Raw genomic sequence first — 21,863 nt, forward strand, 5'->3', positions numbered from 1 at the left:
GGGCAGCTGGTGCTGCCCTGTTTCAGAAGATTTACATTAGCAGAAACTACATCTGTCTAACTTCTTGAACTTCTGGGATGAAATGCCGCATCAGGTTCTGAATGCCATGGCTCAGTGTCGCTGTTGAGGATGGGCAACCTGCACAGGCGCCGCGCATGCTCAAATAAACGATACCCTCACGATATCCCCTGAATGTTATGTCACCACCATCTTGAGCAACTGCAGGGCGTACGCGGGTCTCGAGGAGCTCTTTGATCATGGTTACGGTTTCTTCGTCTTCTGCGTCGAAGAACTCTTCTCCTGTATCGCCATCACCAGCTTCCTCACCTTTCAGGATCGGGGTGTTGGCCATGAAGTTTTCCATGATCGCACCAAGAATGGCCGGGCGCATATGCTGCCAGTCAGTCTCATCCTTGGTTACGGTGATAAAGTCATGACCAAAAAAGATGCCAACAACGCCTGGAATAGTAAAAAGCTTCTCCGCCAGCGGCGATATTGTGGCTTCTCCTGCCGAGCGAAAATCGCGTGTGCCTTCCGACAAGACTACGCGGCCAGGCAAAAACTTGAGAGTTGCCGGATTTGGTGTCGCTTCGGTCTGAATGAACATGGTTTTGTTTCCGATTTTTATGCCAAAGAGCTTTCGCAAGCAGTCGCAGCACAGTTTACACTACTTAACGCTTCAGCAATGACTGTTTTCAAGTTCTATATGATAGGTAAACCTGATCAGGCAAGAGCATCTAGTGCATCATCGTCCAAATTACCTGGTACGATGGTCGTCGGAATCGGGAATGTTCCTGCCGATTTGCCCGCAATGGATGAAACAAGAGGCCCTGGGCCTTCTTTGCTGGTTCCTGCTGCCAATACAAGAATCGCAATGTCTGCATCTTCTTCAATCAGGTCAATGATCTCATCTGACTGGTGACCTTCGCGCACAACCAGCTCTGGCTCTGTCCGTGCAGCAGCTCTCACCTTTTCGGCAGCTTTGGCTAAAATGGTGTCTGCATTATCACGCGCTTCCTGGCGCATAATATCCTCAACCCCTAGCCAATGCTGGAAGTTTCCGGGTGCAATGACAAAGAGCAAGAGAACGACGCCGCCGGTACGGGCCGCACGCTTTGAGGCATAAACGATGGCTCGACCACATTCTGGAGTGTCATCGACTACAACCAGAAACTTTCGGTCGTGACCTTCTTCATTACTTTTGCGAATAGCTACCATGTCGGCATGCTGCCACTTGAGGTGGTATGCGGCAAGTATTTTTCCTTGCCACATTCCGTTAGGTTTTCTTTTTCCGACTGATTTTTTCGTCAGTTAGAGGATGAACTGAGACAAATCGACATTCTTGGCCAGTTCACTCACATTCGACTTCACGTAGGCTGCATCAATTGTGACCTGCTCACCAGACTTGTCTGGTGCGACGAAGGAAATCTCATCCAGCACGCGCTCCATCACAGTCTGCAAGCGGCGAGCCCCAATGTTTTCGACCGTCGCATTCAAATCAACAGCAACTGTCGCAATCTCGTCGATTGCGTCCTCGGTAAATTCGATGCTCACGCTTTCCGTCGCCATCAATGCAACATATTGCTTGATCAGGCTGGCTTCGGTTTCTGTCAGGATCTTGACAAAATCTTCTTTCGTCAACGCTTTCAGCTCAACACGGATCGGAAGCCGACCCTGAAGTTCAGGCAGAAGGTCTGATGGTTTTGACACATGGAATGCACCAGATGCGATGAACAGAATGTGGTCTGTTTTCACCGGGCCATGTTTTGTTGAAACAACAGTACCCTCGATCAGTGGCAGCAAGTCACGCTGAACGCCTTCACGGGAAACATCGCCACCATTACGGCCATCTTTCCCGCAGATTTTGTCGATCTCATCGAGGAAAACGATGCCGGAGTTTTCAACCAGCTCGATGGCCTCTTGAACAACCTTCTCTTCATCGAGAAGCTTGTCGGACTCCTCTGCCAGAAGAAGCTTGTGGCTATCTTTGACGTTTGTGCGCTTCGGCTTGGTCTGACCGCCAAATGCCTTACCCAGCATGTCAGAGATATTCATGACACCGACGCTGCCCCCTGGCATGCCAGGAATATCGAAGCTTGGCATCTGTGGGTTGGCACGCACCTCAACTTCAATTTCTTTGTCGTCGAGGTCACCTTCGCGCAGCTTCTTGCGGAATGTATCACGGGTGGCCGGGCTTGCATTGTTGCCGACCAATGCATCCAGAACACGCTCTTCAGCAAGAACATGTGCTTTTGCTTCGACTTCTTTGCGGCTTTGCTCACGCACAAGTGCGATGCTGGATTCGACCAGATCACGAACGATCTGCTCTACATCACGGCCAACGTATCCCACCTCGGTAAACTTGGTTGCTTCAACTTTTGTGAAAGGAGCATTCGCAAGCTTAGCAAGGCGACGAGAGATCTCAGTTTTACCAACACCGGTTGGGCCAATCATGAGAATGTTCTTTGGCTGAACTTCTTCGCGCAGCTCTTCATCCAACTGCTGACGACGCCATCTGTTGCGCAGTGCAATTGCCACTGCGCGTTTCGCGTCATGCTGGCCGATGATATAGCGATCGAGTTCACTAACGATTTCCCGAGGAGAGAAATTTGTCATTTTCTTACTTTCTAGTTCCGGATAGGTGGCAGATATGTAGTGAGTGTGGTTCCTGCAAGAGGGCGCATAACGATCCGTCGCGCCACGTTCCAGCCTGAACCGAGTAGCAAAACAAAACTCCCAAGTAATACAAGGGAGATAGCAGTTAGCTGCGATGCAGAAAAGTCGGCAGACTCCAGCAAATAGGCTAATGCGAAGCCTAGGTAACTCAGCGCTGCAACCAGCATTGCACGACGGTCGATGATGAGAGCGACCGCACCAAATGCCAGGACAACAGCAATGGAGACCAAGGCATAAGCTTCTGTCTGCTGTTCAAAGTACATTCCACTCAAGATGGAATGAACGATAAGCGGGGCAGCAAGCAGGTGAAGCCAAAAGGCCTTGTCTGTGTTGAGTGTTTCCCGCTTGGTGTCTTTGGTGTCAAAATACATCGCGCAACCGAATGCAAACAGACCGCAGACCAGCGAAACCCAGGACAGATAATCAAGAATTTTCGTGTCAGTCACTAGTGTCAATGCGCCTACGATCAAGCCCATGATCCCCGCAACAATGACGGTCAGTGTTATTGGCACCTTAAAGCGCCAGTAAAACAACGAAGCGCCCACTAAAGCGAAGATGGAACTCAGAATGACCTGAATGGCTTCGGAGTCGTTGTTCAGAACATCAGGTGTGAACAGGCCAAATCCAACAAGCGCAATTGAACCTCCAAACAATCCTGTCAGTAAAATTGAAGGAAGCGCGAGCTTCTTGATCTTGGTAAACCATTCAGCCAGCACCCATGTGATGATGGCAGCTGCGCCAGCAACAGCAGCTGTAGGAAGCCCGCCTTGAGTGAGCGTGTCCCCAAACCCAACACCGTAGCCAGCAAAAAGAATTAAGATACCAAGGCTAATGAAAATATCATGAAAGCCGCGTGTAAACCGAACTTCTTCCGGATCATGGAGGCTTTCAGATGCTTGTTGGTTCTGAATGTTTTCTGCTTGAAGAGATAAATAGGAGACGAGCTTATCAGCTTGATCTGCGCTGATAATTCCTGCGGAGATGGCTCCGGTAAGAGATGCTCTTGATATCATCAGTTCCTCGTCAAATCCAAATGGAACAATAAAAGCTTCAAGTATCCTTGGCTTAGCAAATTAAGCTGATCTAAAAGTGTCTTGAACGCAGAACTGGAGATCGAAAATTATTGATCTCCAGTCGTATCTTGTCGCTATAGTTACTCTTCGTCGAGCACTTCGACGGTAACGTTGCTGTTTGTGTAGACGCAGATGTCTGCTGCGATTGTCATGGACTTGCGGCAAACCTCTTCTGCGGTCAGGTCCATATCAACCAGCGCACGTGCCGCGGACAGCGCGAAGTTGCCACCGGAACCGATGCCCATGACGCCATTTTCCGGCTCAAGCACGTCGCCGGTACCTGTCAGCACCAGAGAGTGCTTTTTGTCGGCAACCAGCATCATGGCTTCCAGACGGCGAAGGTAGCGGTCTGTACGCCAGTCTTTCGCCATTTCAACGCATGCACGCATCAACTGGTCAGGGTATTGCTCAAGCTTGGCTTCAAGGCGCTCAAACAGCGTGAACGCATCAGCAGTCGCGCCTGCAAAGCCGGCAATAACCTTACCGCCTGCCAGTGGGCGGACCTTACGTGCAGTGCCTTTAATGACCGTTGATCCAAGAGACACCTGACCATCTCCAGCAATTACGACTTTGCCGCCTTTGCGCACGGTCAAGATGGTTGTGCCGTGCCACTGTTCAGGTTCACTCATTCATTTTTCTCCAGAGTTCTATCGGCAACGGAGCAAACTCCCGCGCAACTCAATTTCAAATTTGTGTCTGCGGTATTATGTATGTAGTCCTTGCCGCATTGCCAATGCGGCAAGCCAAAAAAACTCAGTTATCCTGTAGCTTTACGTGACTTGCCTCACTGACGAAGCGGTCAACAAGCTTATGCAATCGCTTGATCTGATGGTCTTTTGTGAGGTCGCCATTTTCATCAAAGGACTTGCCCGCAAAATTAATAGAGACCATTTCTGGCAGGACAAGGCATCCTAAAGACACTTCCATGATCGTTCTCAGGTGCATGAGGCCTCTCAAAGAACCATGCGCACCGGGAGAAGCCCCACCGACGGCATAGATCGACTTGTGGAAGAGCTGAAGCGGCTCTTCCTCTGGCAACTGGATGCGACTGATCCAGTCCAGTGTATTCTTCAGCAATGGGGTGATTGAGGAGTTGTATTCCGGGCTGGCTATGAAGATCCCATGATGGGTCTCAATGAGCTTTCTGAGCTTGAATGCATTTTCAGGGATACCCGTATCATCTTCCAGGTCACCATCGTAAATAGGCAGAGGATAGTCGGCAAGGCTGATTGTAGTTACTTCTGCATTGGCGATCGTCAGGTGTTTCGCCATCAGCTCTGCCAGCATTTTATTGTAGGACCCTTTGCGGGTTGAACCTGAAAAAACGAGTATCTTTGGCTTCATAGGGCTATCCTCACGACATGGCTCTGCAACCTCTCGTTCAAGAGCTGCATGATCTCTGGTAAAGTCGGCACGAAGAGTACCCTATACTACCCAAGCGTAAGGTTTATGGAAGATGTGTGTTTTTAGGTGATTGACCGCTAAACGCCTGCCTTTGAGAAATCAAAAGGGCTTTCGGAAAATCCAGACACGAGCTGGCGGAATATTCTTAACGATCCAGCCGGTTTTCGACCAGCTGAACATTTTGGATTTCAGTGTTACCGGAGACGCGAAGGAATAAGAGAACTGGATGAAGGGAGCACCGGGTCTCATAAGAGCGAAGGCATCACGAATGCACTTTAAACGAAACTCCATCGGTCTGGACACAAGCGGCAAGCTCGAAACCACAGCACACAGTGAGTTTGGCGCGATATGCTCAAGGCTGGGACGCATGTTGTAAGCGTCACCTTGAACCACGTTCAATCCTTCAAACTTGTCACTGAGATGCTCGCAGAAGTCTGTGCTGTACTCCAAGCAGGTAAGACGGTCTTTAGAGATACCTGCTTCAAGAATAGCTTTTGTGACCGGGCCTGTGCCAGGTCCCAACTCTAAAACCGGATTATTCGACTGAACGGGAACGAATTCTGCCATTCTCTGGGCGAGAACAGGGCCTGACGGGGCGACCGCTCCGGTCGTGAGTGGTGCTTCCACCCACGCCCGAAGAAATTTGGAAGGCTCACGAAATTTGTTCAAGGCATTTTCTGCCCGTGACCTCGTTTCGTGAAACATTCAACTCTCCGTAGCATCAACAAAGGGTACTACTGAGATATTACTGATTGGTGGCAATTTAAAGAGCTATGCCTTGAAATTCTCCAAAAAATCTTTTGCCTTTGCAAAAAAGCCAGTAGATTCCGGATGATTGTCTCCAGAGGATTCACCTTCAAATTCTGAAAGAAGCTCTTTCTGCCTCTTCGTAAGATTTGCTGGTGTCTCCACGGCAACTTGAATATACATGTCGCCCTTCTGGCTAGATCGCATAATCGGCATACCTTTACCGCGCAGTCTGAACTGCTTTCCGGTCTGAGTGCTTTCAGGAACTTTCACACGCGCTGTATTGCCATCCAATGCCGGAACTTCGAACTGACCACCCAGAGCAGCAGTTGTCATTGAAATTGGCACGCGGCAGAAGATATCAGCACCGTCACGCTGGAAGAACTCGTGCGGACGAATGGACAGGAAGATGTAAAGATCGCCTGCGGGACCACCGCGAGCACCGGCTTCACCTTCGCCTGACAAGCGAATACGCGTGCCATCTTCGATGCCTGACGGAATATTCACGGAGAGCGTGCGCTCTTTCGTTGTCCGGCCAGTACCGCCACAGCTGTCACATGGATCTGTAATGATCTCACCACGACCCTGACAGGTCGGACAGGTGCGCTCCATGGTGAAGAAGCCCTGCGCCGCTCTGACACGCCCAGCACCGCCACAGGTTGGACAGGTGGACGGACGGGTTCCGGATTTTGCGCCGGAGCCACTGCACGGCTCACATGTTACTGAGGTTGGAACCTCGATCTCGACGGACTTACCTTCGTAAGCTTCTTCAAGAGAGACTTCCAAGTTGTAGCGCAGATCTGCGCCGCGTTCACGACCAGAACCACGACGGCCACCACCGCCACCAAAGAACTCATCGAAGATGTCTGCCATGGAGGAAGCAAAGTCGCCCGGACCTGCTCCGCCGCCACCACCAAAGCCGCCGTTTTCAAAGGCTGCATGGCCAAATCGATCGTAGGCAGCGCGCTTTTGCGGGTCTTTCAGGGTTTCGTAAGCTTCGCTTACTTCCTTAAAATTTGCTTCCGCTTCATCATTACCAGGGTTTCGGTCAGGATGGAATTTCATCGCGAGTTTGCGATAAGCGCTCTTAAGTGCCTTTTCGTCGACCTCCCGTGCTACCCCCAGCACCTCATAGTAGTCGCGTTTAGACATTATGAAATAAGCTCCAAAGACGTGATGTCTATTTGCGTTTTGAAGCCTCAGGAGAACATCAGCTCAGTCTGAGGTCACTGTGGGCAGTCGAGTTTAATTCTTGCTTCGCAACGAACTCACTCGTGAACTGCACTCATCTTCAAAACAAAACTGTTTACTGTTCAGTCGGTGATTGAGGTGCAGCTTTAAGCGCAGCGCACACATTACCAACTACCCATATGTAGGAAGCAGCTCTCTCAAATGCAATTGCACCTAAAAGGTTCTCTTCGACTAAAATCTTCCATACAGTCGGGAAATACTTGAATAAAGTTTACCTCGCAAGCCCATAGGAGCTTGCGAGGTAAAAGTATTAGTTAGCTGGACTTTTTGTCGTCGTCGCGAACTTCTTCGAAGTCTGCGTCAACCACATCGTCAACTGGCTTTGGTTCACCATCGTCTTCAGCACCCTCTCCGGCTTCTTCTGCCTGAGCGTCCTTGTACATAGCTTCGCCAAGTTTCATGGAAACTTCTGCAAGAGACTGGGTTTTCGCAGTGATGTCTTCCAGATCTTCACCTTCCAGAGACACCTTCAATGCAGCCAAAGCGCCTTCGATTGCAGACTTGTCTTCGTCTGAAACCTTATCGCCGTACTCTTTGACGGATTTCTCTGTTGAATGGTGAAGTGCTTCACCCTGGTTTTTGGCTTCCACCAGATCCTTACGCTTCTTATCGTCTTCAGCGTGAGATTCTGCGTCTTTCACCATCTGCTCAATGTCAGCGTCGGACAGACCACCAGATGCCTGAATACGGATCTGCTGCTCTTTCCCTGTGCCTTTATCGGTTGCAGACACGTTCACGATACCGTTGGCATCAATATCAAAAGCTACTTCAACCTGTGGGACGCCGCGAGGTGCTGGTGGGATGCCAACCAGATCGAACTGACCGAGGATCTTGTTGTCCGCAGCCATTTCACGCTCGCCCTGGAAGACGCGGATGGTCACTGCAGTCTGATTGTCTTCAGCTGTAGAGAACACCTGGCCCTTCTTGGTAGGGATTGTGGTGTTGCGGTCGATCAGACGTGTGAACACGCCACCAAGGGTTTCGATGCCGAGGGACAGTGGAGTAACGTCGAGAAGCAGAACGTCTTTAACGTCACCCTGCAGAACGCCAGCCTGAATTGCCGCACCCATTGCAACAACTTCATCAGGGTTTACGCCCTTATGAGGTTCTTTGCCGAAGAACTGCTTAACAATTTCCTGAACCTTAGGCATGCGAGTCATGCCACCGACGAGAACAACCTCATCGAGTTCGCCAGCTGCAAGGCCTGCGTCTTTAAGAGCCGCTTTCATTGGAGCAACAGTACGCTGAACCAGATCGTCAACGAGCTGCTCAAACTTAGCGCGGGTCAGTTTAAGGGTAAGGTGCTTAGGACCAGAAGCATCTGCTGTGATGAACGGCAGGTTGATTTCAGTCTGAGAAGAAGAGGACAGCTCGATCTTTGCTTTTTCAGCAGCTTCTTTCAAGCGCTGCAATGCGAGCTTGTCGTTCTTAAGATCGATGCCCTGCTCTTTTTTGAACTCACCCGCAAGGTAGTCAACCAGACGCATGTCAAAGTCTTCACCACCGAGGAAGGTGTCACCGTTGGTGGACTTCACTTCAAATACGCCATCGCCGATTTCCAATACGGAAACGTCGAAAGTACCACCACCAAGATCGTAAACTGCGATGGTCTTACCATCGTTTTTGTCCATGCCGTATGCAAGGGCAGCTGCAGTTGGTTCGTTGATGATACGCAGAACTTCAAGGCCAGCGATCTTACCGGCATCTTTGGTTGCCTGACGCTGAGCATCGTTGAAGTATGCAGGAACGGTGATAACTGCCTGGGTGACGTTTTCACCAAGGAAACTTTCAGCGGTTTCTTTCATCTTCTGCAGGATGAAAGCAGAAACCTGGGATGGGGAGTACTTCTCACCCTCAGCTTCAACCCATGCGTCGCCGTTATCGGCTTTTACGATTTCGTATGGGACGAGCTTTTTGTCTTTTGCAACGGTCGGATCATCAAAACGGCGACCGATGAGACGCTTAACAGCAAACAAGGTGTCTGTTGGGTTGGTTACAGCCTGGCGTTTCGCTGGCTGACCTACAAGCTTCTCACCATCGTCAGAAAACGCAACCATAGAAGGGGTAGTACGCGCACCTTCTGCGTTCTCGATTACTTTGGCGTCCTTGCCGTCCATTACAGATACGCACGAATTTGTCGTGCCGAGGTCGATACCGATGACCTTTGCCATGTTTTCACTCTCCTTTCGGCAGACCGCCCGAACCCCAAAGGCCTTCGGATAATGTCGGATCAGCATCCGACCGGTCCCCAATACATTGCACTTGCGTGAGTTGTCGCAAACACGCAAGAAAACTTCAATTGGCTATATAAGAGGGGTCCCTTGCCCCTGCAAGGGACAGGACCCGATATATCGACACAAGATCTACCCGAAGCCATTTTCTGAGTTAAGAAAATGAACTTTTCTTTGGAAAACCACAGAAAACACCTCTATTGCATCCCGGTTTTCTGCGTTACCCCCATTTCTAAGAGGGTGTTTGTGGATAGAGCTCTTCAAGAGAGACAGAGTGTCCACTTTCCTGGACGATGCGCACGTGCTCTCGTGAAAGCTGCCTTGCCGCGTCGACACCACATGCATGGGCGATCATATCGACTTCCATTCGCACACTATGGCAATAGGCAGCAACACGGTGGCTCTTCTCTGTTGGATCAAGGCCGGCCTGAAGCGCTTCATTGTGCGTGGTGATACCCGTTGGGCATGTGTTCTTGTTGCATCGCATAGCCTGAATGCAGCCCAACGCGAACATGAAACCGCGAGCTGTAACCGTAAAATCTGCACCTTCACACAGTGACAAAGCAACGGCTGAGGGCGTAATTCGCTTTCCAGAAACAATGATACGGATACGATCACGCAGATCATGCTTTCGCAGAACATGGTCCACGATTGGAAGGGCCTCTGAGATCCTTAGGCCTACGTTGTCCATGAGGGGCATTGGCGCTGCACCAGTACCACCATCTGCCGAATCTATGGTGATAAAATCAGGTGCATGCTCGATTCCACGGTGGTTGATTTCACGACAAAGCTCTTCCACCCAAAGGCTCGATCCAATCACGGTCTTGAAGCCAACGGGCTTCTTGGCAATGCTGCGAACGCGACTGATGAAGTCTAAGAGCTCACCCGTATTGCTGATTTCAGGGTGACGATTTGGGGCATGCGAGGGTTGCCCGACTTTGAGCCCCCGAATTTCGGCGATCTCAGGTGTCACCTTTCCGCCAGGCAAGAGGCCACCTTTCCCAGGTTTGGCACCTTGAGCGAGTTTGATCTCGACCATCTTGACCTGAGCGTTGTCCGTTATTTTTTTCAGCTTGTCTTCATTGAGCGTGGAGTCATCATTCCGACAACCATTTTTTGCCGTTCCGATTTGAAAGACGATGTCGGCGCCACCTTCTAAATGGTAGGGAGACAAGCCGCCTTCTCCGGTGTTCATCCAGCACTTTGCCATCTTTGCACCTCGCGAAAGGGCGAGAACCGCAGGATGGGAAATTGCACCGTAACTCATGCCAGAGATATTAAAATAACTGGGTGGCACATATGGATTTTCGACATAGGGACCAATGAGAAGCGGCTCTGGTTCGTCGATCTCCTTCTCCAGTTTTGCAAAAGGGGCATTCACAAACAGCGCTGTTCCCGGCAAGTTGAGGTTTTTTGTGGACCCGAATGCCATTGTGTTGCCTTCAGCCTTGGATGCGCGATCTATCCAAGTGCGTTCAGCACGGTTGAACGGCATTTCCTCTCTATCCATTGCAAAGAAGTACTGGCGAAAGAATTCACCTAAATACGCGAAGAGTGATCGGAAGCGGCCCACAACAGGGTAATTATGCCGAATCGCGTCTTTGTGTTGGCGTCGATCAACTACATAAAGAACGATGGCTACAATGACCGCGAGCAGAATTAGGAGTGAAACAAATGCTGCAAAAATATTTAGTACAGCCGAAAGCAGTGGAGGTAGAAGGTGCATTTGTGGTTCTCCTTAACCGGGAAACCACTATTTTGAGGAATATGGGTTAAATTCACTTTCGGCAAATCTCTCCAAGTTTTCCGTTTTTATAAGCGGTCTTTTCAGCAGATATGCCCGGCTTAAAAGAGATATCGAGATGCGATTGAGCGATGACTTTCCTAAAGGTTTCAAATACCTGCCCGGATACTTCTTTCTGGAGGAGCAAAAGGAACTTGTCGATACGCTCAGATATCTCGTCAAAGAAGCTCCATTGTTCACTCCCGTGATGCCACGAACAGGAAAGCCATTTTCTGTTCGGATGACCAATCTTGGAACATTGGGTTGGGTATCTGACAGGAGTGGTTATCGCTACCAATCTCAACATCCTGAGACCGGTCAGCCCTGGCCTGTTATCCCTGAGGTCCTGCTGGATCTTTGGAACAAGGTTGGCGACTGCCCGGCAGCGCCAGAAGCCTGCCTCGTGAATTATTATGCTGCAACAGCGAAAATGGGCATGCATCAAGACAGAGATGAAAAAACATTTGAAGCCCCTGTTGTTTCGGTCAGCCTCGGAGACACAGCAATTTTCCGGCTCGGCGGTGTGAAGCGCGGGGGCCCGACGCAATCACTCAAGCTTAATTCAGGAGACGTTGTTGTACTCGGAGGGGAAGCGCGACTGTGCTACCACGGCATTGACCGTATCCAGGGTGGGAGCTCAAGCCTCCTTAAGGACGGAGGCAGGTTAAATCTGACTCTCCGCCGCATCTCGCCATTTTAGCTAGAGCATCAGGCCTCTTCGAGCGCACCAGCCATAAAGAAGGCACGAATGCCGCTGGACACGAAACGAATAGTGCCTTCGACTATCTCGTCCTGATCCATTTCTTCATCGTAAGGGCCTTTGGAAGCTCCGGTCACAACGTAAAGCGCCTCTAACGTTGCGCTGTGCATGAGCATCATCAACAACTGAGCACGAGGTCCTGTTGGGATGTCACTCTTCGTGGCTTTTGCCAGAGCCTTTGTGATGCGAAGGATAATCCTCGGTGGCTCCCATGAGTGCATGATCTTCTGGCCGGACTCTGGATCAGAGAAGACCTGACGAATGAGAACAACAAACGGCACCAGCTTTCCGGTGTCTCTTGAGATCCCTTGTACAATCAAGGGCTCCATAAATGCTCGGGTTATCTCTTCTAGATCGGGTTCGCGCCCGCCAACTTCCAGCGCATCCAGACGCTGCATGCGCATATCGTCAATTTCGCGAAGGCGGCGCATAAAGACTGCCCTGACGAGATCATCTTTGCTGCCAAAGTGATAGTTGACTGCAGCAACATTGGCATCGGCTTTTTCGGTGATCATTCTTACAGAAGTTTCCGCAAGACCATGTTCAGCGAGCAAGCGTTCTGCGGCATCAAGTAACCGTTCACGGGTCCCCAGTTCAGAACTGTCTGGCACAGCGGCACCTCCAGGAAGATAGTTTACAATTGTTTTGAGAACTCTCTAAAGGTTTTGAGTAGACCCTTAGAAATCTCAAATACTTCTCTTAAGCTATCTTGCTTTTAGCACGTTTTGTTGAGCAACAACCCGCCTACAATTCATATCATCAATTGCAATGACTATATAAAACTTAGATAAATTTATGCAGTAACTTAGTATGATCCAATTATTTCTAGATTTATCACATATAGCCGGCTAACCAATAAAAAACGGGAGCGTAACAACTCCCGTTTTTCATAGTTTCAACTCAGAATGTCTTAGAGGTGGATGCCGTAAGCAATTGCTGAAAGAGCGATTGCAATGACCCAAAGTGCGACACGTCCAGACCGGCTATGCTTCGCTTCCGATCTGCCAATCGCATCTGCGGTTGCCTCATCGAATCTCAGGCCGTTGTTTGCCATCGACTCCAGTTGATTGGAAAACTTGCTCGCACGGTCAGCAATAATCGGCAAATCACTTGCCAGACGACCCAAAACAGTCACGCCTGTTGCTAGGTCTGTGATGCGTCCCATAGGGCCAAGGTTTCTCTGAATCCAACCGGTTACAACAGGATCAGCCGTGTTCCACATATCCAGATGCGGGTTCAGCGAGCGGGCGACACCTTCTGCCAGAACCATGTTTTTCTGTAGCAAGATCAACTGAGGCTGAGTGTGCATGTTGAACATCTCAGTCACTTCAAACAACTGTGTCAGCAAACGCGCCATTGAGATTTCACTGGCATCATGCCCATGGATCGGCTCACCAATCGCCCGAATTGCTTGCGCGAATATATTCACGTCCTGATCTGCAGGCACATACCCAGCTTCAAAATGAACTTCGGCAACTCGCAGGTAATTGCGAGTTATGAAGCCATAGAGAATTTCTGCCAGGAAGCGGCGTTCAGACAGGCCCAGGCGTCCTGTGATCCCTAAATCCACCGCTACCAGAGTTCCGTCCGGCTCAATGAAGAGATTGCCCTGATGCATATCCGCGTGGAAAAAGCCGTCACGTACCGCATGGCGCAAGAAAGTCTGGATCACTTTATTGCCTAGTTCAGCTAGGTCATGGCCAGCTTCTTCGATACCTTCGAGATTGGAAAGCTTTACACCGTCAATCCATTCCATGGTGAGTACGGAGCGAGAGGTGCGGGGCCAGTCCACACTGGGAACGCGAAAATCTTTGTCGTCCTTGCTGTTTTCACCCATTTCAGAAAGAGCTGCGGCTTCCATACGCAGGTCCATTTCCAAAATGACAGCGTGCTCATAGGTCTCAACCATCATAAGCGGACGAAGGCGGCGGCTTGCCGGACTAAAGCGTTCAGCAAGGCGCGCTGCAAGGTAAAAGCTCTTCAAGTCGCGCTTAAACCCGCGTTCAACACCCGGGCGCAGGACTTTAACAGCTACTTTTTCCAGTTCGCCATCGCGGTTTCGGAAGTACGCAGGGTGTACCTGTGCAATCGACGCTGCGGCGACTGGTTCACCAAACTCTTCAAAGTGATCTTCGACTGTTTTGCCGAGCTGTTCTTCGACTGTTTTGCGTGCGTACTGCGTCAGAAATGGTGGAACATTGTCCTGAAGTGCAGACAGTTCCTTTGCCGCTTCCTTACCAACCACATCCGGGCGTGTCGCAAGAAACTGCCCCAACTTAATGTAGGAGGGACCAAGGCGGTTCAGCGCATCTGTCAGGCGTGCTGCAGCATCTTTTTTCTCAATGCCACGACGCTCAAGCATACGTGCGACGCCAATAGCCAAGCGCGGTCCGGGAGGGAGATCTGGCAGAGAAACGAGTCCGAACACACCTTCGCGGGCCATAACATAACCCGCGAAAACCAGACGCATAAATGGCACAATATTTGCGATCATAACTGGTTAGATTTTCCAGCCGGAGTGAAGTGCAGCGATACCGCCAGTGTAGTTTCGATAGGTGACACGCTCAAAACCTGCATCACGTATCATCTGCGCAAAACGTTCCTGATTTGGAAACTTGCGGATAGATTCTACAAGATAGCTGTATGGGTCTCCGTCACCTGTCACCGCCTGCCCGATTTTTGGAATGGCGTGGAAGGAAAACAGATCATAGACCTTATCAAGTGCTGGCACGTCTACCTGTGAGAACTCAAGGCACATGAAGCGACCGCCGCGTTTAAGTACACGGTGAGCCTCTTGCAGTGCTTTTTCGATTTGTGGGACGTTACGGATACCGAATGCGATGGTGTAGGCATCGAAGTGTTTGTCCGGGAAAGGCAACTCTTCTGCGTTCCCCTGAATGAACTCGATGTTTTCTGAAAGGCCAGCAGCGCTTGCACGGTCTTTGCCGACACCCAGCATTGATCCGTTGATGTCGCAAACGGTTGATTTGATTGTCCGGTTAGAACGCTCAACAACGCGAGTTGCGATGTCTCCAGTCCCACCAGCCACGTCCAGATGTCGCCATTCACGGGCGCCATTCTTTGGTGGGTTCATGCTGGACACCATCGCATCTTTCCAAAGACGATGCATTCCACCAGACATGAGGTCGTTCATCAGGTCATAGCGGGATGCCACTTTGTGGAAAACATCATCCACCAGATCCTGCTTTTCACCTTCGCGAACTGTGCGAAACCCGAAGCTAGTTGCCATTTCAGTCGGGTCTGTTACGGATGCCTGCTCAGGGGTTGAGAACTCACGCGCCATAATCAAATCACTCCATTTCGCGGGCGAACATAGTACAGCTTGTTACAAAGCGCTATTGTTGAACGTAATCTTTGCCCAGCAGCAAACCACTGTACCAACGGATATCTTATGCCTGAATTACCGGAGGTTGAAACAGTCCGTCGTGGACTAGCACCTTTTTTTGACAATGCAACAATTTGCAGAGTTGAACAACGCCGCCCTGATCTTCGTTTTCCTTTTGGCGATGATTTCGTAGATCGCCTGGAAAGTCGCAGAGTTGTTTCCTTCAGCCGCCGTGCGAAATATCTACTGCTTGATCTGGACAGCGGTGATGTTTTAGTGATGCACCTTGGCATGTCGGGTTCGTTCCGCTGGATCGAGACTGATGACCAAGAACCAACACAAACCGTTGAAATGTATCATGCAAAAGGCAAACACCCTCAGCATGACCATGTGATTTTCCATGTTCGTCCAGCTGATCAGGAGACGATCGTAAAGATCATATATAATGATCCGCGGCGCTTTGGATTTATGGTGCTCATTCCACGCAGCGAGCTGGCGACACACCCAATGTTTGTCGATATGGGGATCGAACCACTCGGCAATGAGCTGGATGGAGCCTACCTCGCCAAGCTGTTTGAGAACCGGAAGACCTCTCTGAAAGCAGCTTTGCTCAATCAGAAGTTCATTGCAGGACTGGGTAACATTTATGTGTGTGAAGCACTCTGGAGAACGGGGTTAAGTCCTTTCAACAGCGCATCCACACTTGCAGGCAAATCCGGTAAGCCGCTTAAAAAAGCCGAAGAGCTTTCCAATCACATTCGGGAAGTCTTGCAGGAAGCGATAAAATCCGGCGGTTCGTCCCTGAAGGACCACCGGCAAGCGGATGGTTCTCTCGGATATTTCCAGCACAACTTCTCTGTCTATGATCGCGAGGGGGAAGCTTGCCGAACTCCCAAGTGTGCTGGCGTCATTGAGCGGAAGGTCCAGAATGGGCGCTCAACATTCTTTTGTCCGAAATGCCAGAAGTAGACATGCGAGCTGATATGTCACGCTTGAGGGAATTGCATTCCCTAGAGCAACTGTCTAGGAGACAGGCATAATATTATAAAAGCCAGCAGGATGCCCTGCAAACGGCGAGAAAAGGATGGCCCTATGAAAATCGGTGTAGTTGGTGTTGGCGCTGTTGGAAGTACTGCAGCCTACGCCATGGCCATGAACGGTGTGGGCAACGAAATTGTGCTCGTCGATTACAATCCGAAACTCGCTATTGCCCAGGCGGAAGACATTCTTCACGCGACCCCATTTGCGCGCCCGATGAGTGTTATTGGTGGCGATTACAGTGACTTGAAGGATGCAGCAGTCGTCGTGATTGCAGCTGGTGTCAACCAGCAACCGGGAGAGACCCGGATTGAGCTATTGGCACGCAATGCTGGTGTGTTTGCAAAAGTCATTCCTGAGGTGCTGAAATATGCACCAAATGCGATCCTGATCATCGCAACCAATCCGGTTGATATCATGACTCAGGTTGCGACCGAGATTTCTGGTCTGCCGCGCAATCGCGTTATCGGCTCAGGTACAATTCTGGATACTGCACGGTTCCGTACTTTATTGGGTAAACATCTGGGCATCACACCAACCTCTGTACATGCAGATGTGCTTGGTGAGCACGGTGACAGTGAAGTGCTTGTCTGGTCTGGCGCCAAGGCAGGCAACACGCCGTTGTTTACCTTTGCCGAGCAGATCAACAAGCCAATCACTCAAGATGTTCGTGACCGTATTGACCATGGTGTTCGTTACGCTGCCTATTCGATCATCGAAGGCAAAGGGGCAACCAACTATGGCATCGGTGCTGGGCTCTCCCGTATCGTGAAGGCTATCGTGACAAATGAACACGCCGTCATCAGCCTTTCCATCGTCAATGAAGAGATTGTTGGCGTGAGGGATACAGCCCTTTCAGTGCCGCGAGTGCTGGGTGCTGATGGTATTGAAGCTACCCTCTTCCCTAGTATGGATGAGTTGGAACGCAGCCAGCTGCAAGCGTCCGCAGTGGCGTTGGAAACAGCGGCAAAAGAAGTGCTTTCCAAACACCTGAAATAGTGCTGATCCCGCAAAAGCTTTATTTCGGCAGTTTTATTAGGCTTTTGCGGAATTTTCTTATTCTCACCTTGGCAAAAACCTGTTTTTCACCTATGCCACAGACCTAGTTTCTGATGCACAAGCGCATACAATCGCCAAGTTAGCTATTGGATTAGGTTTGTTGCGCGCGTCTGTGCACCACTTGCAGCGCGGAGAGTATTGATGACACAGGCGGATATCGGCCTTGTTGGACTAGGCGTCATGGGAGCCAATCTGGCTCTTAATATCGCAGACAATGGCTTTAAAGTAGCGGTGTTCAACCGTACTGCAGAGGGAACCCAAGCTTTCATGGAGAAGGCTGGACACCTCAAAGACATGTTTATTCCCTGCTACAGCACAGAAGAGCTGGTAGCGAACATCAAAGCCCCTCGTCCTATCATTTTGATGGTTCCCGCAGGCGAGCCAGTTGATCAGCAGATTTCTGTTCTGAAAGACCATCTGACAGACGGTGACATTCTGATTGATGCAGGCAACAGCGACTTCCACGACAGTAATCGCCGCTACAAAGAATTGGCCGACACGCCATTCACCTTTGTTGGTATGGGCGTTTCTGGTGGTGCGGAAGGCGCTCGCTTCGGTCCATCAATCATGGTTGGTGCTTCTGAAGCCGCTTACGGGCGTATCGAACCTATCCTGAAAGCGATCTCAGCAAAGCACAATGATGAACCTTGTGTTGCTTTGATGGGTCCTGAAGGCGCTGGCCACTTTGTAAAAACCCTGCACAACGGCATTGAGTATGCCGACATGCAGATGATTGCTGAAGTGCACGAAGTGCTCACCGAGACCCTTCACCTAAGCATTCAGGAACAAGCCGAGATCTTCTCCAAATGGAATGAAGGCCCGCTGGCGTCTTACCTCATTGAGATCACCGCAAACGTTATGGGTGTGATTGATGAAGAGAGCGGCAAGCCAATTCTGGATGTTATTCTGGATACTGCTGGTCAAAAAGGCACTGGTCGCTGGTCCGCTGTCGAAGCGCATCTGCTTGGCGTTCCGGCAACTGGCATTGATGCAGCTGTTGCAGCTCGCTGCATGTCTGCAAGTCGCGCACTCCGTCAGGAAGTTGCAGAACTATACCCGCAGTCTGATGCAGTGCTGACTTGGGAACTCAAGCAGGAAGGCATTGATGCCTGTGAACGTGCTCTGATTGCCGGTAAAATTGCAGCCTACGCTGAAGGTTTTGCTGTGCTGGCTGCTGGTGGCAAGGAAAACGGCTGGGATCTGCCAATGGGTGACATTGCCCGCATCTGGCGTCAGGGCTGTATTATCCGCTCACGCTTCCTGGATGAGATTGCGCAGGCATATGACCAAAATCCTGACCTGAAATCTCTCTACCTGGCTCCTGCTATTGCTGAACGTATGAAAGATGCTGTTCCTGGTCTGCGCGATATGCTGAGCTTGAGCATCACCAACGGCGTGCCTACGCCTGCTCTTTCAGCAGCGCTTGGTTCGTTTGATATGATCCGTCAGAAGCGGACTGCTGCCTACGTCATTCAAGGTCAGCGGGACTTCTTCGGTCAGCATGGCTTTGAACGTACGGACAAAGAAGGTTCCGGCTTCCATGGCCCTTGGCCTGCTGGTGGCGCGTAAGCCAGATACAACTTAGGCATGCTAGTTATTAACTAGGCTGTGCTATGCCTGATTGAAATTTGATACAGAAACTGGCAGGACCCCTATGTGGCCCTGCCCGTCTTTAAGAAGGCTGGCATGTGGAAGCTACAAACTAAGCCTTTACTAATCCCGGGAATAAGATGTGACTGCCAATTCACCCAATGGAGCTGAGATTTACCGCCGTCTCATTAAAGCGATTGAGAGCCGTGAGCTGAAACCCGGCAGTCGCTTGAGAGAAGCTGAACTGGCAGAGAAATTCGGTGTCAGCCGCACACCTATCCGGGAAGGCCTGAAGCGCCTTGAGGCGCAAGGGCTTGCTGTTCATGAACCAAACCGCGGCATGGTCATTCCTAGTCTGGACCATAACCAGATCAGCGAACTGTACTATCTGCGCGAAGTTCTGGAAGGAACTGCTGGTCGTCTTGCTGCGCAGCACGCCTCAAGCGCTGAGATCGAAATTCTGCAGGAAATGGTCGAGTCCGACATGCAGAACCTTGCGGATGCAGAGCGTCTGATCAAGACAAACCGTGAGTTCCATCGCCGCTTCTATCTCGCTTCCCACAACCGCTATCTGGTTGAGCAGATTGATCATATGCGCCTATCTTTGCTGCTGCTCGCGGGTACGACCCTGACGGATGATGACCGTCGTCGTCTGGCGATTGAAGAACATGCTGAGATTGTGGATGCAATTTCCAAGCGGGATTGTGACCGTGCAGACAAAGCTGCACGTCACCACATCGCAGAAGCCCATAAGGCTCGCTTAAAATTCTTCACTCAACTCACCTGAGTCTTGTCAAAATCTGGATGATTTGGAGCGCGTTCTGCTAACAGGGCGCGCTTTTTTGTTTAAGTGAGTCGGTATAAGTACCTAGAAAACCAGCCAAAACAAGCTTCACTTTTATTAGTATGAGATATCACATAAGTTTCATATGAACATAGTAGACGTTCATATGAACAGCATATTTGCAGATTGAAGCAGACTTTTGTGATGGAAACAGCGCTCAGTACAAGACAATCAGAGATCATCTCTCTCGTGCGGTCCAATGGTTTCGCGAGCGTAGACTCGTTGTCGGAGCAGTTTGCGGTTACCACCCAGACGATCCGTCGAGACATTAACCGCTTGAGCGAGCTGGGGCTTTTGAGACGGGTTCATGGTGGCGTCGAGGTTCCGGCAAATAGGGGCAACATCACCTACAAAGCCCGAAAGATCCTCAATTTTGAAGCAAAGAACGCGATTGGGAACTCTGTTGCGGAGTACATCGACGATGGTGCAACACTTGCTTTTTCCATCGGCACGACGCCCGAGATTGTTGCAGAAGCACTTGATACCCATGAGGGGTTGAAGATCTTCACGAACAACATGAACGTAGCCATTGCAGCACTACGGAATACTTCCAGCGAAGTTACGATTGCAGGAGGCCGATTGCGTCATGGCGACCTAGACGTTCTTGGTTCAAGCGCGGAAGGTTTTTTCAAAAACTACAAGTTTGACGTCGGCATCTTTGGCGTTGCTGGCGTGGATAGCGATGGCACCCTTCTGGACTTCAATGAGGATGAAGCCACTGCCCGTCAGGCCATTTTGGCGAACTGTCGTCAATCATTTCTTGTTCTGGACCATTCCAAGTTCGGTCGCCTCGCCCATGTTCGCGCTGGCTTTCTGACTGATGTTTCGAAGATCTTTTGCGAAGAAACTCCGCCAGCTTCAATCCTTTCAATAATTGAGAAGTCATCTGCAGAGCTCGTAATCTGCAAACAGGAGCCTACTCTATGAGCAACCTGAACCATCCAGCTCGCCTAGAACTCTCAAACCTGACCAAGTCCTGGGGAGACTCAACGGCAGTCGACAATGTCAACCTGTCCGTGGATGGTGGAAGTTTTACGGTCTTATTGGGGCCAAGTGGATGCGGCAAATCCACGACGTTGCGCTTGATTGCCGGGTTGGAAGAAGCGACTTCCGGGCAAATTACAATAGGCGGGAGGGATGTAACTTATCATTCCCCCGCCCAGCGCGACATCTCTATGGTGTTCCAAAACTATGCGCTCTTTCCGCATATCTCTGTGGCTGAAAACATTCTGTTTGGGCTCAAAGTGCGCAAAGTAGGCAGAGCGGAACGGGATGAGCGGCTGAAGACTGCAGCTGATCTTCTCGGGATTTCTCAATTGTTGGACCGGAAGCCATCCCAGTTATCCGGAGGGCAGCAACAGCGGGTTGCTCTAGGTCGCGCCATCGTTTCACAAAAGCCTGTTTGCCTTATGGATGAGCCTCTCTCTAACCTTGATGCCAAGCTTCGTCAGGAGATGCGCGTAGAGCTGAGGGCACTACAGCAGCAGCTTGGGCTGACAATGGTTTATGTGACCCATGACCAGACAGAAGCGATCACCATGGCCGATCAGGTAGTGCTGATGAACAAAGGTGAGGTTGAGCAGGTTGCAACACCAAAAGTGATCTATGAGCGCCCTGCCAGCGTGTTTACAGCGCGTTTCATTGGTACTCCGCCGATGAACATTGTGGAGCTGGATAAGGTTCGTTCTGTCACCCCTGTCACGGCTCAATCCCTGCTGCCTGATGCACCAAAAGGATGTTTGCTGGGCCTGCGCCCGGAGGACATCAGATTAACTGGTGAAAACGGCGTTCCGGCCCAGGTGATAAGCCTTGAATACATGGGGGCAGATACGCTGGCTAATTGTTCTGTTGGCGGTGAAAAGCTGTTTGTTCGCGTGAAAGGCTGCACCGAATTGAGCCCGGGGCAGAACATTGGCCTGGCCTGGGATGATAAAATTCCTGCAAGCTTTCAGAGAGATACCGGCAAGCGCCGGGAAGAATTCAAGCCGGTCGAGGTGCAATTCGAGCCGGCTTGAAAAACGCGCATCAGCGCATTGGAGTGCCCCAATTACTAGGGCAATT

General features: G+C 50.6%; 20 protein-coding genes. 7 read left to right on the forward strand and 13 right to left on the reverse strand.

Annotated features, from left to right (window positions below; genetic code table 11):
- Positions 1-46: 46 nt before the first annotated feature.
- From PsAD5_RS26890 to PsAD5_RS26935, 10 genes are all read right to left on the reverse strand, one after another.
- A complete protein-coding gene (locus PsAD5_RS26890) occupies positions 47-607 on the reverse strand; it encodes a NifU family protein (RefSeq protein ID WP_057463082.1) in 561 nt (186 codons plus the stop codon).
- A 116-nt stretch (positions 608-723) separates the two neighbouring features.
- Positions 724-1,218 carry a universal stress protein gene (locus PsAD5_RS26895; protein WP_057463249.1) on the reverse strand — a complete coding sequence of 165 codons (495 nt, stop codon included), beginning with the start codon at positions 1,216-1,218 and terminating at the stop codon, positions 724-726.
- 93 nt (positions 1,219-1,311) lie between these two features.
- Positions 1,312-2,616, reverse strand: a complete 1,305-nt coding sequence (gene hslU / locus PsAD5_RS26900; protein ID WP_063286338.1) for an ATP-dependent protease ATPase subunit HslU — start codon at positions 2,614-2,616, stop codon at positions 1,312-1,314.
- Positions 2,617-2,627: 11 nt separating this feature from the next.
- Positions 2,628-3,689 (reverse strand): hypothetical protein, encoded by a 1,062-nt coding sequence (locus PsAD5_RS26905; RefSeq protein ID WP_063294314.1) that lies wholly within the window; start codon positions 3,687-3,689, stop codon positions 2,628-2,630.
- Positions 3,690-3,829: 140 nt separating this feature from the next.
- Positions 3,830-4,378 (reverse strand): ATP-dependent protease subunit HslV, encoded by a 549-nt coding sequence (gene hslV / locus PsAD5_RS26910; protein WP_057463084.1) that lies wholly within the window; start codon positions 4,376-4,378, stop codon positions 3,830-3,832.
- 124 nt (positions 4,379-4,502) lie between these two features.
- The gene (locus tag PsAD5_RS26915; protein WP_063294315.1) at positions 4,503-5,093 is read right to left on the reverse strand and encodes an NADPH-dependent FMN reductase; all 591 of its coding nucleotides are present in this window, start codon (positions 5,091-5,093) and stop codon (positions 4,503-4,505) included.
- Positions 5,094-5,252: 159 nt separating this feature from the next.
- Complete coding sequence (locus PsAD5_RS26920) at positions 5,253-5,858, reverse strand: class I SAM-dependent methyltransferase (protein WP_208988855.1); 606 nt, start codon at positions 5,856-5,858, stop codon at positions 5,253-5,255.
- Between the two features lie 66 nt (positions 5,859-5,924).
- Positions 5,925-7,052: a molecular chaperone DnaJ gene (gene dnaJ / locus PsAD5_RS26925; protein WP_063294316.1), complete on the reverse strand. Its 1,128-nt coding sequence runs from the start codon at positions 7,050-7,052 to the stop codon at positions 5,925-5,927.
- 353 nt (positions 7,053-7,405) lie between these two features.
- Entirely contained in the window at positions 7,406-9,322 is a 1,917-nt protein-coding gene (gene dnaK, locus PsAD5_RS26930; RefSeq protein WP_057463251.1) for a molecular chaperone DnaK, read from the reverse strand.
- Between the two features lie 292 nt (positions 9,323-9,614).
- A complete protein-coding gene (locus tag PsAD5_RS26935) occupies positions 9,615-11,108 on the reverse strand; it encodes an FMN-binding glutamate synthase family protein (RefSeq protein ID WP_063294317.1) in 1,494 nt (497 codons plus the stop codon).
- A 136-nt stretch (positions 11,109-11,244) separates the two neighbouring features.
- Between PsAD5_RS26935 and PsAD5_RS26940 the strand changes: the two genes are divergently transcribed.
- Positions 11,245-11,865: an alpha-ketoglutarate-dependent dioxygenase AlkB family protein gene (locus PsAD5_RS26940; protein ID WP_063294318.1), complete on the forward strand. Its 621-nt coding sequence runs from the start codon at positions 11,245-11,247 to the stop codon at positions 11,863-11,865.
- Positions 11,866-11,873: 8 nt separating this feature from the next.
- Here PsAD5_RS26940 and PsAD5_RS26945 read toward each other — a convergent pair whose 3' ends face one another.
- The 3 genes from PsAD5_RS26945 to ubiE form a co-directional block, all read right to left on the reverse strand.
- Positions 11,874-12,536: a TetR/AcrR family transcriptional regulator gene (locus PsAD5_RS26945; RefSeq protein WP_057463089.1), complete on the reverse strand. Its 663-nt coding sequence runs from the start codon at positions 12,534-12,536 to the stop codon at positions 11,874-11,876.
- A 299-nt stretch (positions 12,537-12,835) separates the two neighbouring features.
- Positions 12,836-14,419 (reverse strand): 2-polyprenylphenol 6-hydroxylase, encoded by a 1,584-nt coding sequence (gene ubiB / locus PsAD5_RS26950; RefSeq protein ID WP_057463090.1) that lies wholly within the window; start codon positions 14,417-14,419, stop codon positions 12,836-12,838.
- A gap of 6 nt (positions 14,420-14,425) precedes the next feature.
- Entirely contained in the window at positions 14,426-15,229 is an 804-nt protein-coding gene (gene ubiE, locus PsAD5_RS26955) for a bifunctional demethylmenaquinone methyltransferase/2-methoxy-6-polyprenyl-1,4-benzoquinol methylase UbiE (protein ID WP_057463091.1), read from the reverse strand.
- A 108-nt stretch (positions 15,230-15,337) separates the two neighbouring features.
- Here ubiE and mutM point away from each other — a divergent pair, with 108 nt between their 5' ends.
- The 6 genes from mutM (at position 15,338) to PsAD5_RS26985 (ending at position 21,817) form a co-directional block, all read left to right on the forward strand.
- Entirely contained in the window at positions 15,338-16,240 is a 903-nt protein-coding gene (gene mutM / locus PsAD5_RS26960; RefSeq protein WP_063294319.1) for a bifunctional DNA-formamidopyrimidine glycosylase/DNA-(apurinic or apyrimidinic site) lyase, read from the forward strand.
- A gap of 123 nt (positions 16,241-16,363) precedes the next feature.
- Positions 16,364-17,308, forward strand: a complete 945-nt coding sequence (locus tag PsAD5_RS26965; protein ID WP_063294320.1) for an L-lactate dehydrogenase — start codon at positions 16,364-16,366, stop codon at positions 17,306-17,308.
- Positions 17,309-17,509: 201 nt separating this feature from the next.
- Positions 17,510-18,937, forward strand: coding sequence for an NADP-dependent phosphogluconate dehydrogenase (gndA, locus tag PsAD5_RS26970; protein WP_063294321.1), 1,428 nt, complete (start codon positions 17,510-17,512; stop codon positions 18,935-18,937).
- Between the two features lie 163 nt (positions 18,938-19,100).
- Positions 19,101-19,745, forward strand: coding sequence for a GntR family transcriptional regulator (locus tag PsAD5_RS26975; RefSeq protein WP_057463095.1), 645 nt, complete (start codon positions 19,101-19,103; stop codon positions 19,743-19,745).
- 201 nt (positions 19,746-19,946) lie between these two features.
- Entirely contained in the window at positions 19,947-20,729 is a 783-nt protein-coding gene (locus PsAD5_RS26980) for a DeoR/GlpR family DNA-binding transcription regulator (protein ID WP_063286329.1), read from the forward strand.
- Positions 20,726-21,817, forward strand: coding sequence for an ABC transporter ATP-binding protein (locus PsAD5_RS26985; protein WP_063294322.1), 1,092 nt, complete (start codon positions 20,726-20,728; stop codon positions 21,815-21,817). The genes PsAD5_RS26980 and PsAD5_RS26985 overlap by 4 nt, the downstream gene beginning before the upstream one ends.
- The last annotated feature ends 46 nt before the right edge of the window (positions 21,818-21,863 follow it).

Origin of the sequence: Pseudovibrio sp. Ad5 (assembly GCF_001623095.1) — a bacterium.
In the GTDB taxonomy this organism is placed as follows: domain Bacteria; phylum Pseudomonadota; class Alphaproteobacteria; order Rhizobiales; family Stappiaceae; genus Pseudovibrio.

What these genes read in the sequence shown, in the direction of transcription:
- PsAD5_RS26890 (WP_057463082.1), bottom strand. Translation starts at nt 607, where the DNA reads ATGTTCATTCAGACCGAAGCGACACCAAATCCGGCAACTCTCAAGTTT.
- PsAD5_RS26895 (WP_057463249.1), bottom strand. Translation starts at nt 1,218, where the DNA reads ATGGTAGCTATTCGCAAAAGTAATGAAGAAGGTCACGACCGAAAGTTT.
- hslU (WP_063286338.1), bottom strand. Translation starts at nt 2,616, where the DNA reads ATGACAAATTTCTCTCCTCGGGAAATCGTTAGTGAACTCGATCGCTAT.
- PsAD5_RS26905 (WP_063294314.1), bottom strand. Translation starts at nt 3,689, where the DNA reads ATGATATCAAGAGCATCTCTTACCGGAGCCATCTCCGCAGGAATTATC.
- hslV (WP_057463084.1), bottom strand. Translation starts at nt 4,378, where the DNA reads ATGAGTGAACCTGAACAGTGGCACGGCACAACCATCTTGACCGTGCGC.
- PsAD5_RS26915 (WP_063294315.1), bottom strand. Translation starts at nt 5,093, where the DNA reads ATGAAGCCAAAGATACTCGTTTTTTCAGGTTCAACCCGCAAAGGGTCC.
- PsAD5_RS26920 (WP_208988855.1), bottom strand. Translation starts at nt 5,858, where the DNA reads ATGTTTCACGAAACGAGGTCACGGGCAGAAAATGCCTTGAACAAATTT.
- dnaJ (WP_063294316.1), bottom strand. Translation starts at nt 7,052, where the DNA reads ATGTCTAAACGCGACTACTATGAGGTGCTGGGGGTAGCACGGGAGGTC.
- dnaK (WP_057463251.1), bottom strand. Translation starts at nt 9,322, where the DNA reads ATGGCAAAGGTCATCGGTATCGACCTCGGCACGACAAATTCGTGCGTA.
- PsAD5_RS26935 (WP_063294317.1), bottom strand. Translation starts at nt 11,108, where the DNA reads ATGCACCTTCTACCTCCACTGCTTTCGGCTGTACTAAATATTTTTGCA.
- PsAD5_RS26940 (WP_063294318.1), top strand. Translation starts at nt 11,245, where the DNA reads ATGCGATTGAGCGATGACTTTCCTAAAGGTTTCAAATACCTGCCCGGA.
- ubiB (WP_057463090.1), bottom strand. Translation starts at nt 14,419, where the DNA reads ATGATCGCAAATATTGTGCCATTTATGCGTCTGGTTTTCGCGGGTTAT.
- ubiE (WP_057463091.1), bottom strand. Translation starts at nt 15,229, where the DNA reads ATGGCGCGTGAGTTCTCAACCCCTGAGCAGGCATCCGTAACAGACCCG.
- mutM (WP_063294319.1), top strand. Translation starts at nt 15,338, where the DNA reads ATGCCTGAATTACCGGAGGTTGAAACAGTCCGTCGTGGACTAGCACCT.
- PsAD5_RS26965 (WP_063294320.1), top strand. Translation starts at nt 16,364, where the DNA reads ATGAAAATCGGTGTAGTTGGTGTTGGCGCTGTTGGAAGTACTGCAGCC.
- gndA (WP_063294321.1), top strand. Translation starts at nt 17,510, where the DNA reads ATGACACAGGCGGATATCGGCCTTGTTGGACTAGGCGTCATGGGAGCC.
- PsAD5_RS26980 (WP_063286329.1), top strand. Translation starts at nt 19,947, where the DNA reads ATGGAAACAGCGCTCAGTACAAGACAATCAGAGATCATCTCTCTCGTG.
- PsAD5_RS26985 (WP_063294322.1), top strand. Translation starts at nt 20,726, where the DNA reads ATGAGCAACCTGAACCATCCAGCTCGCCTAGAACTCTCAAACCTGACC.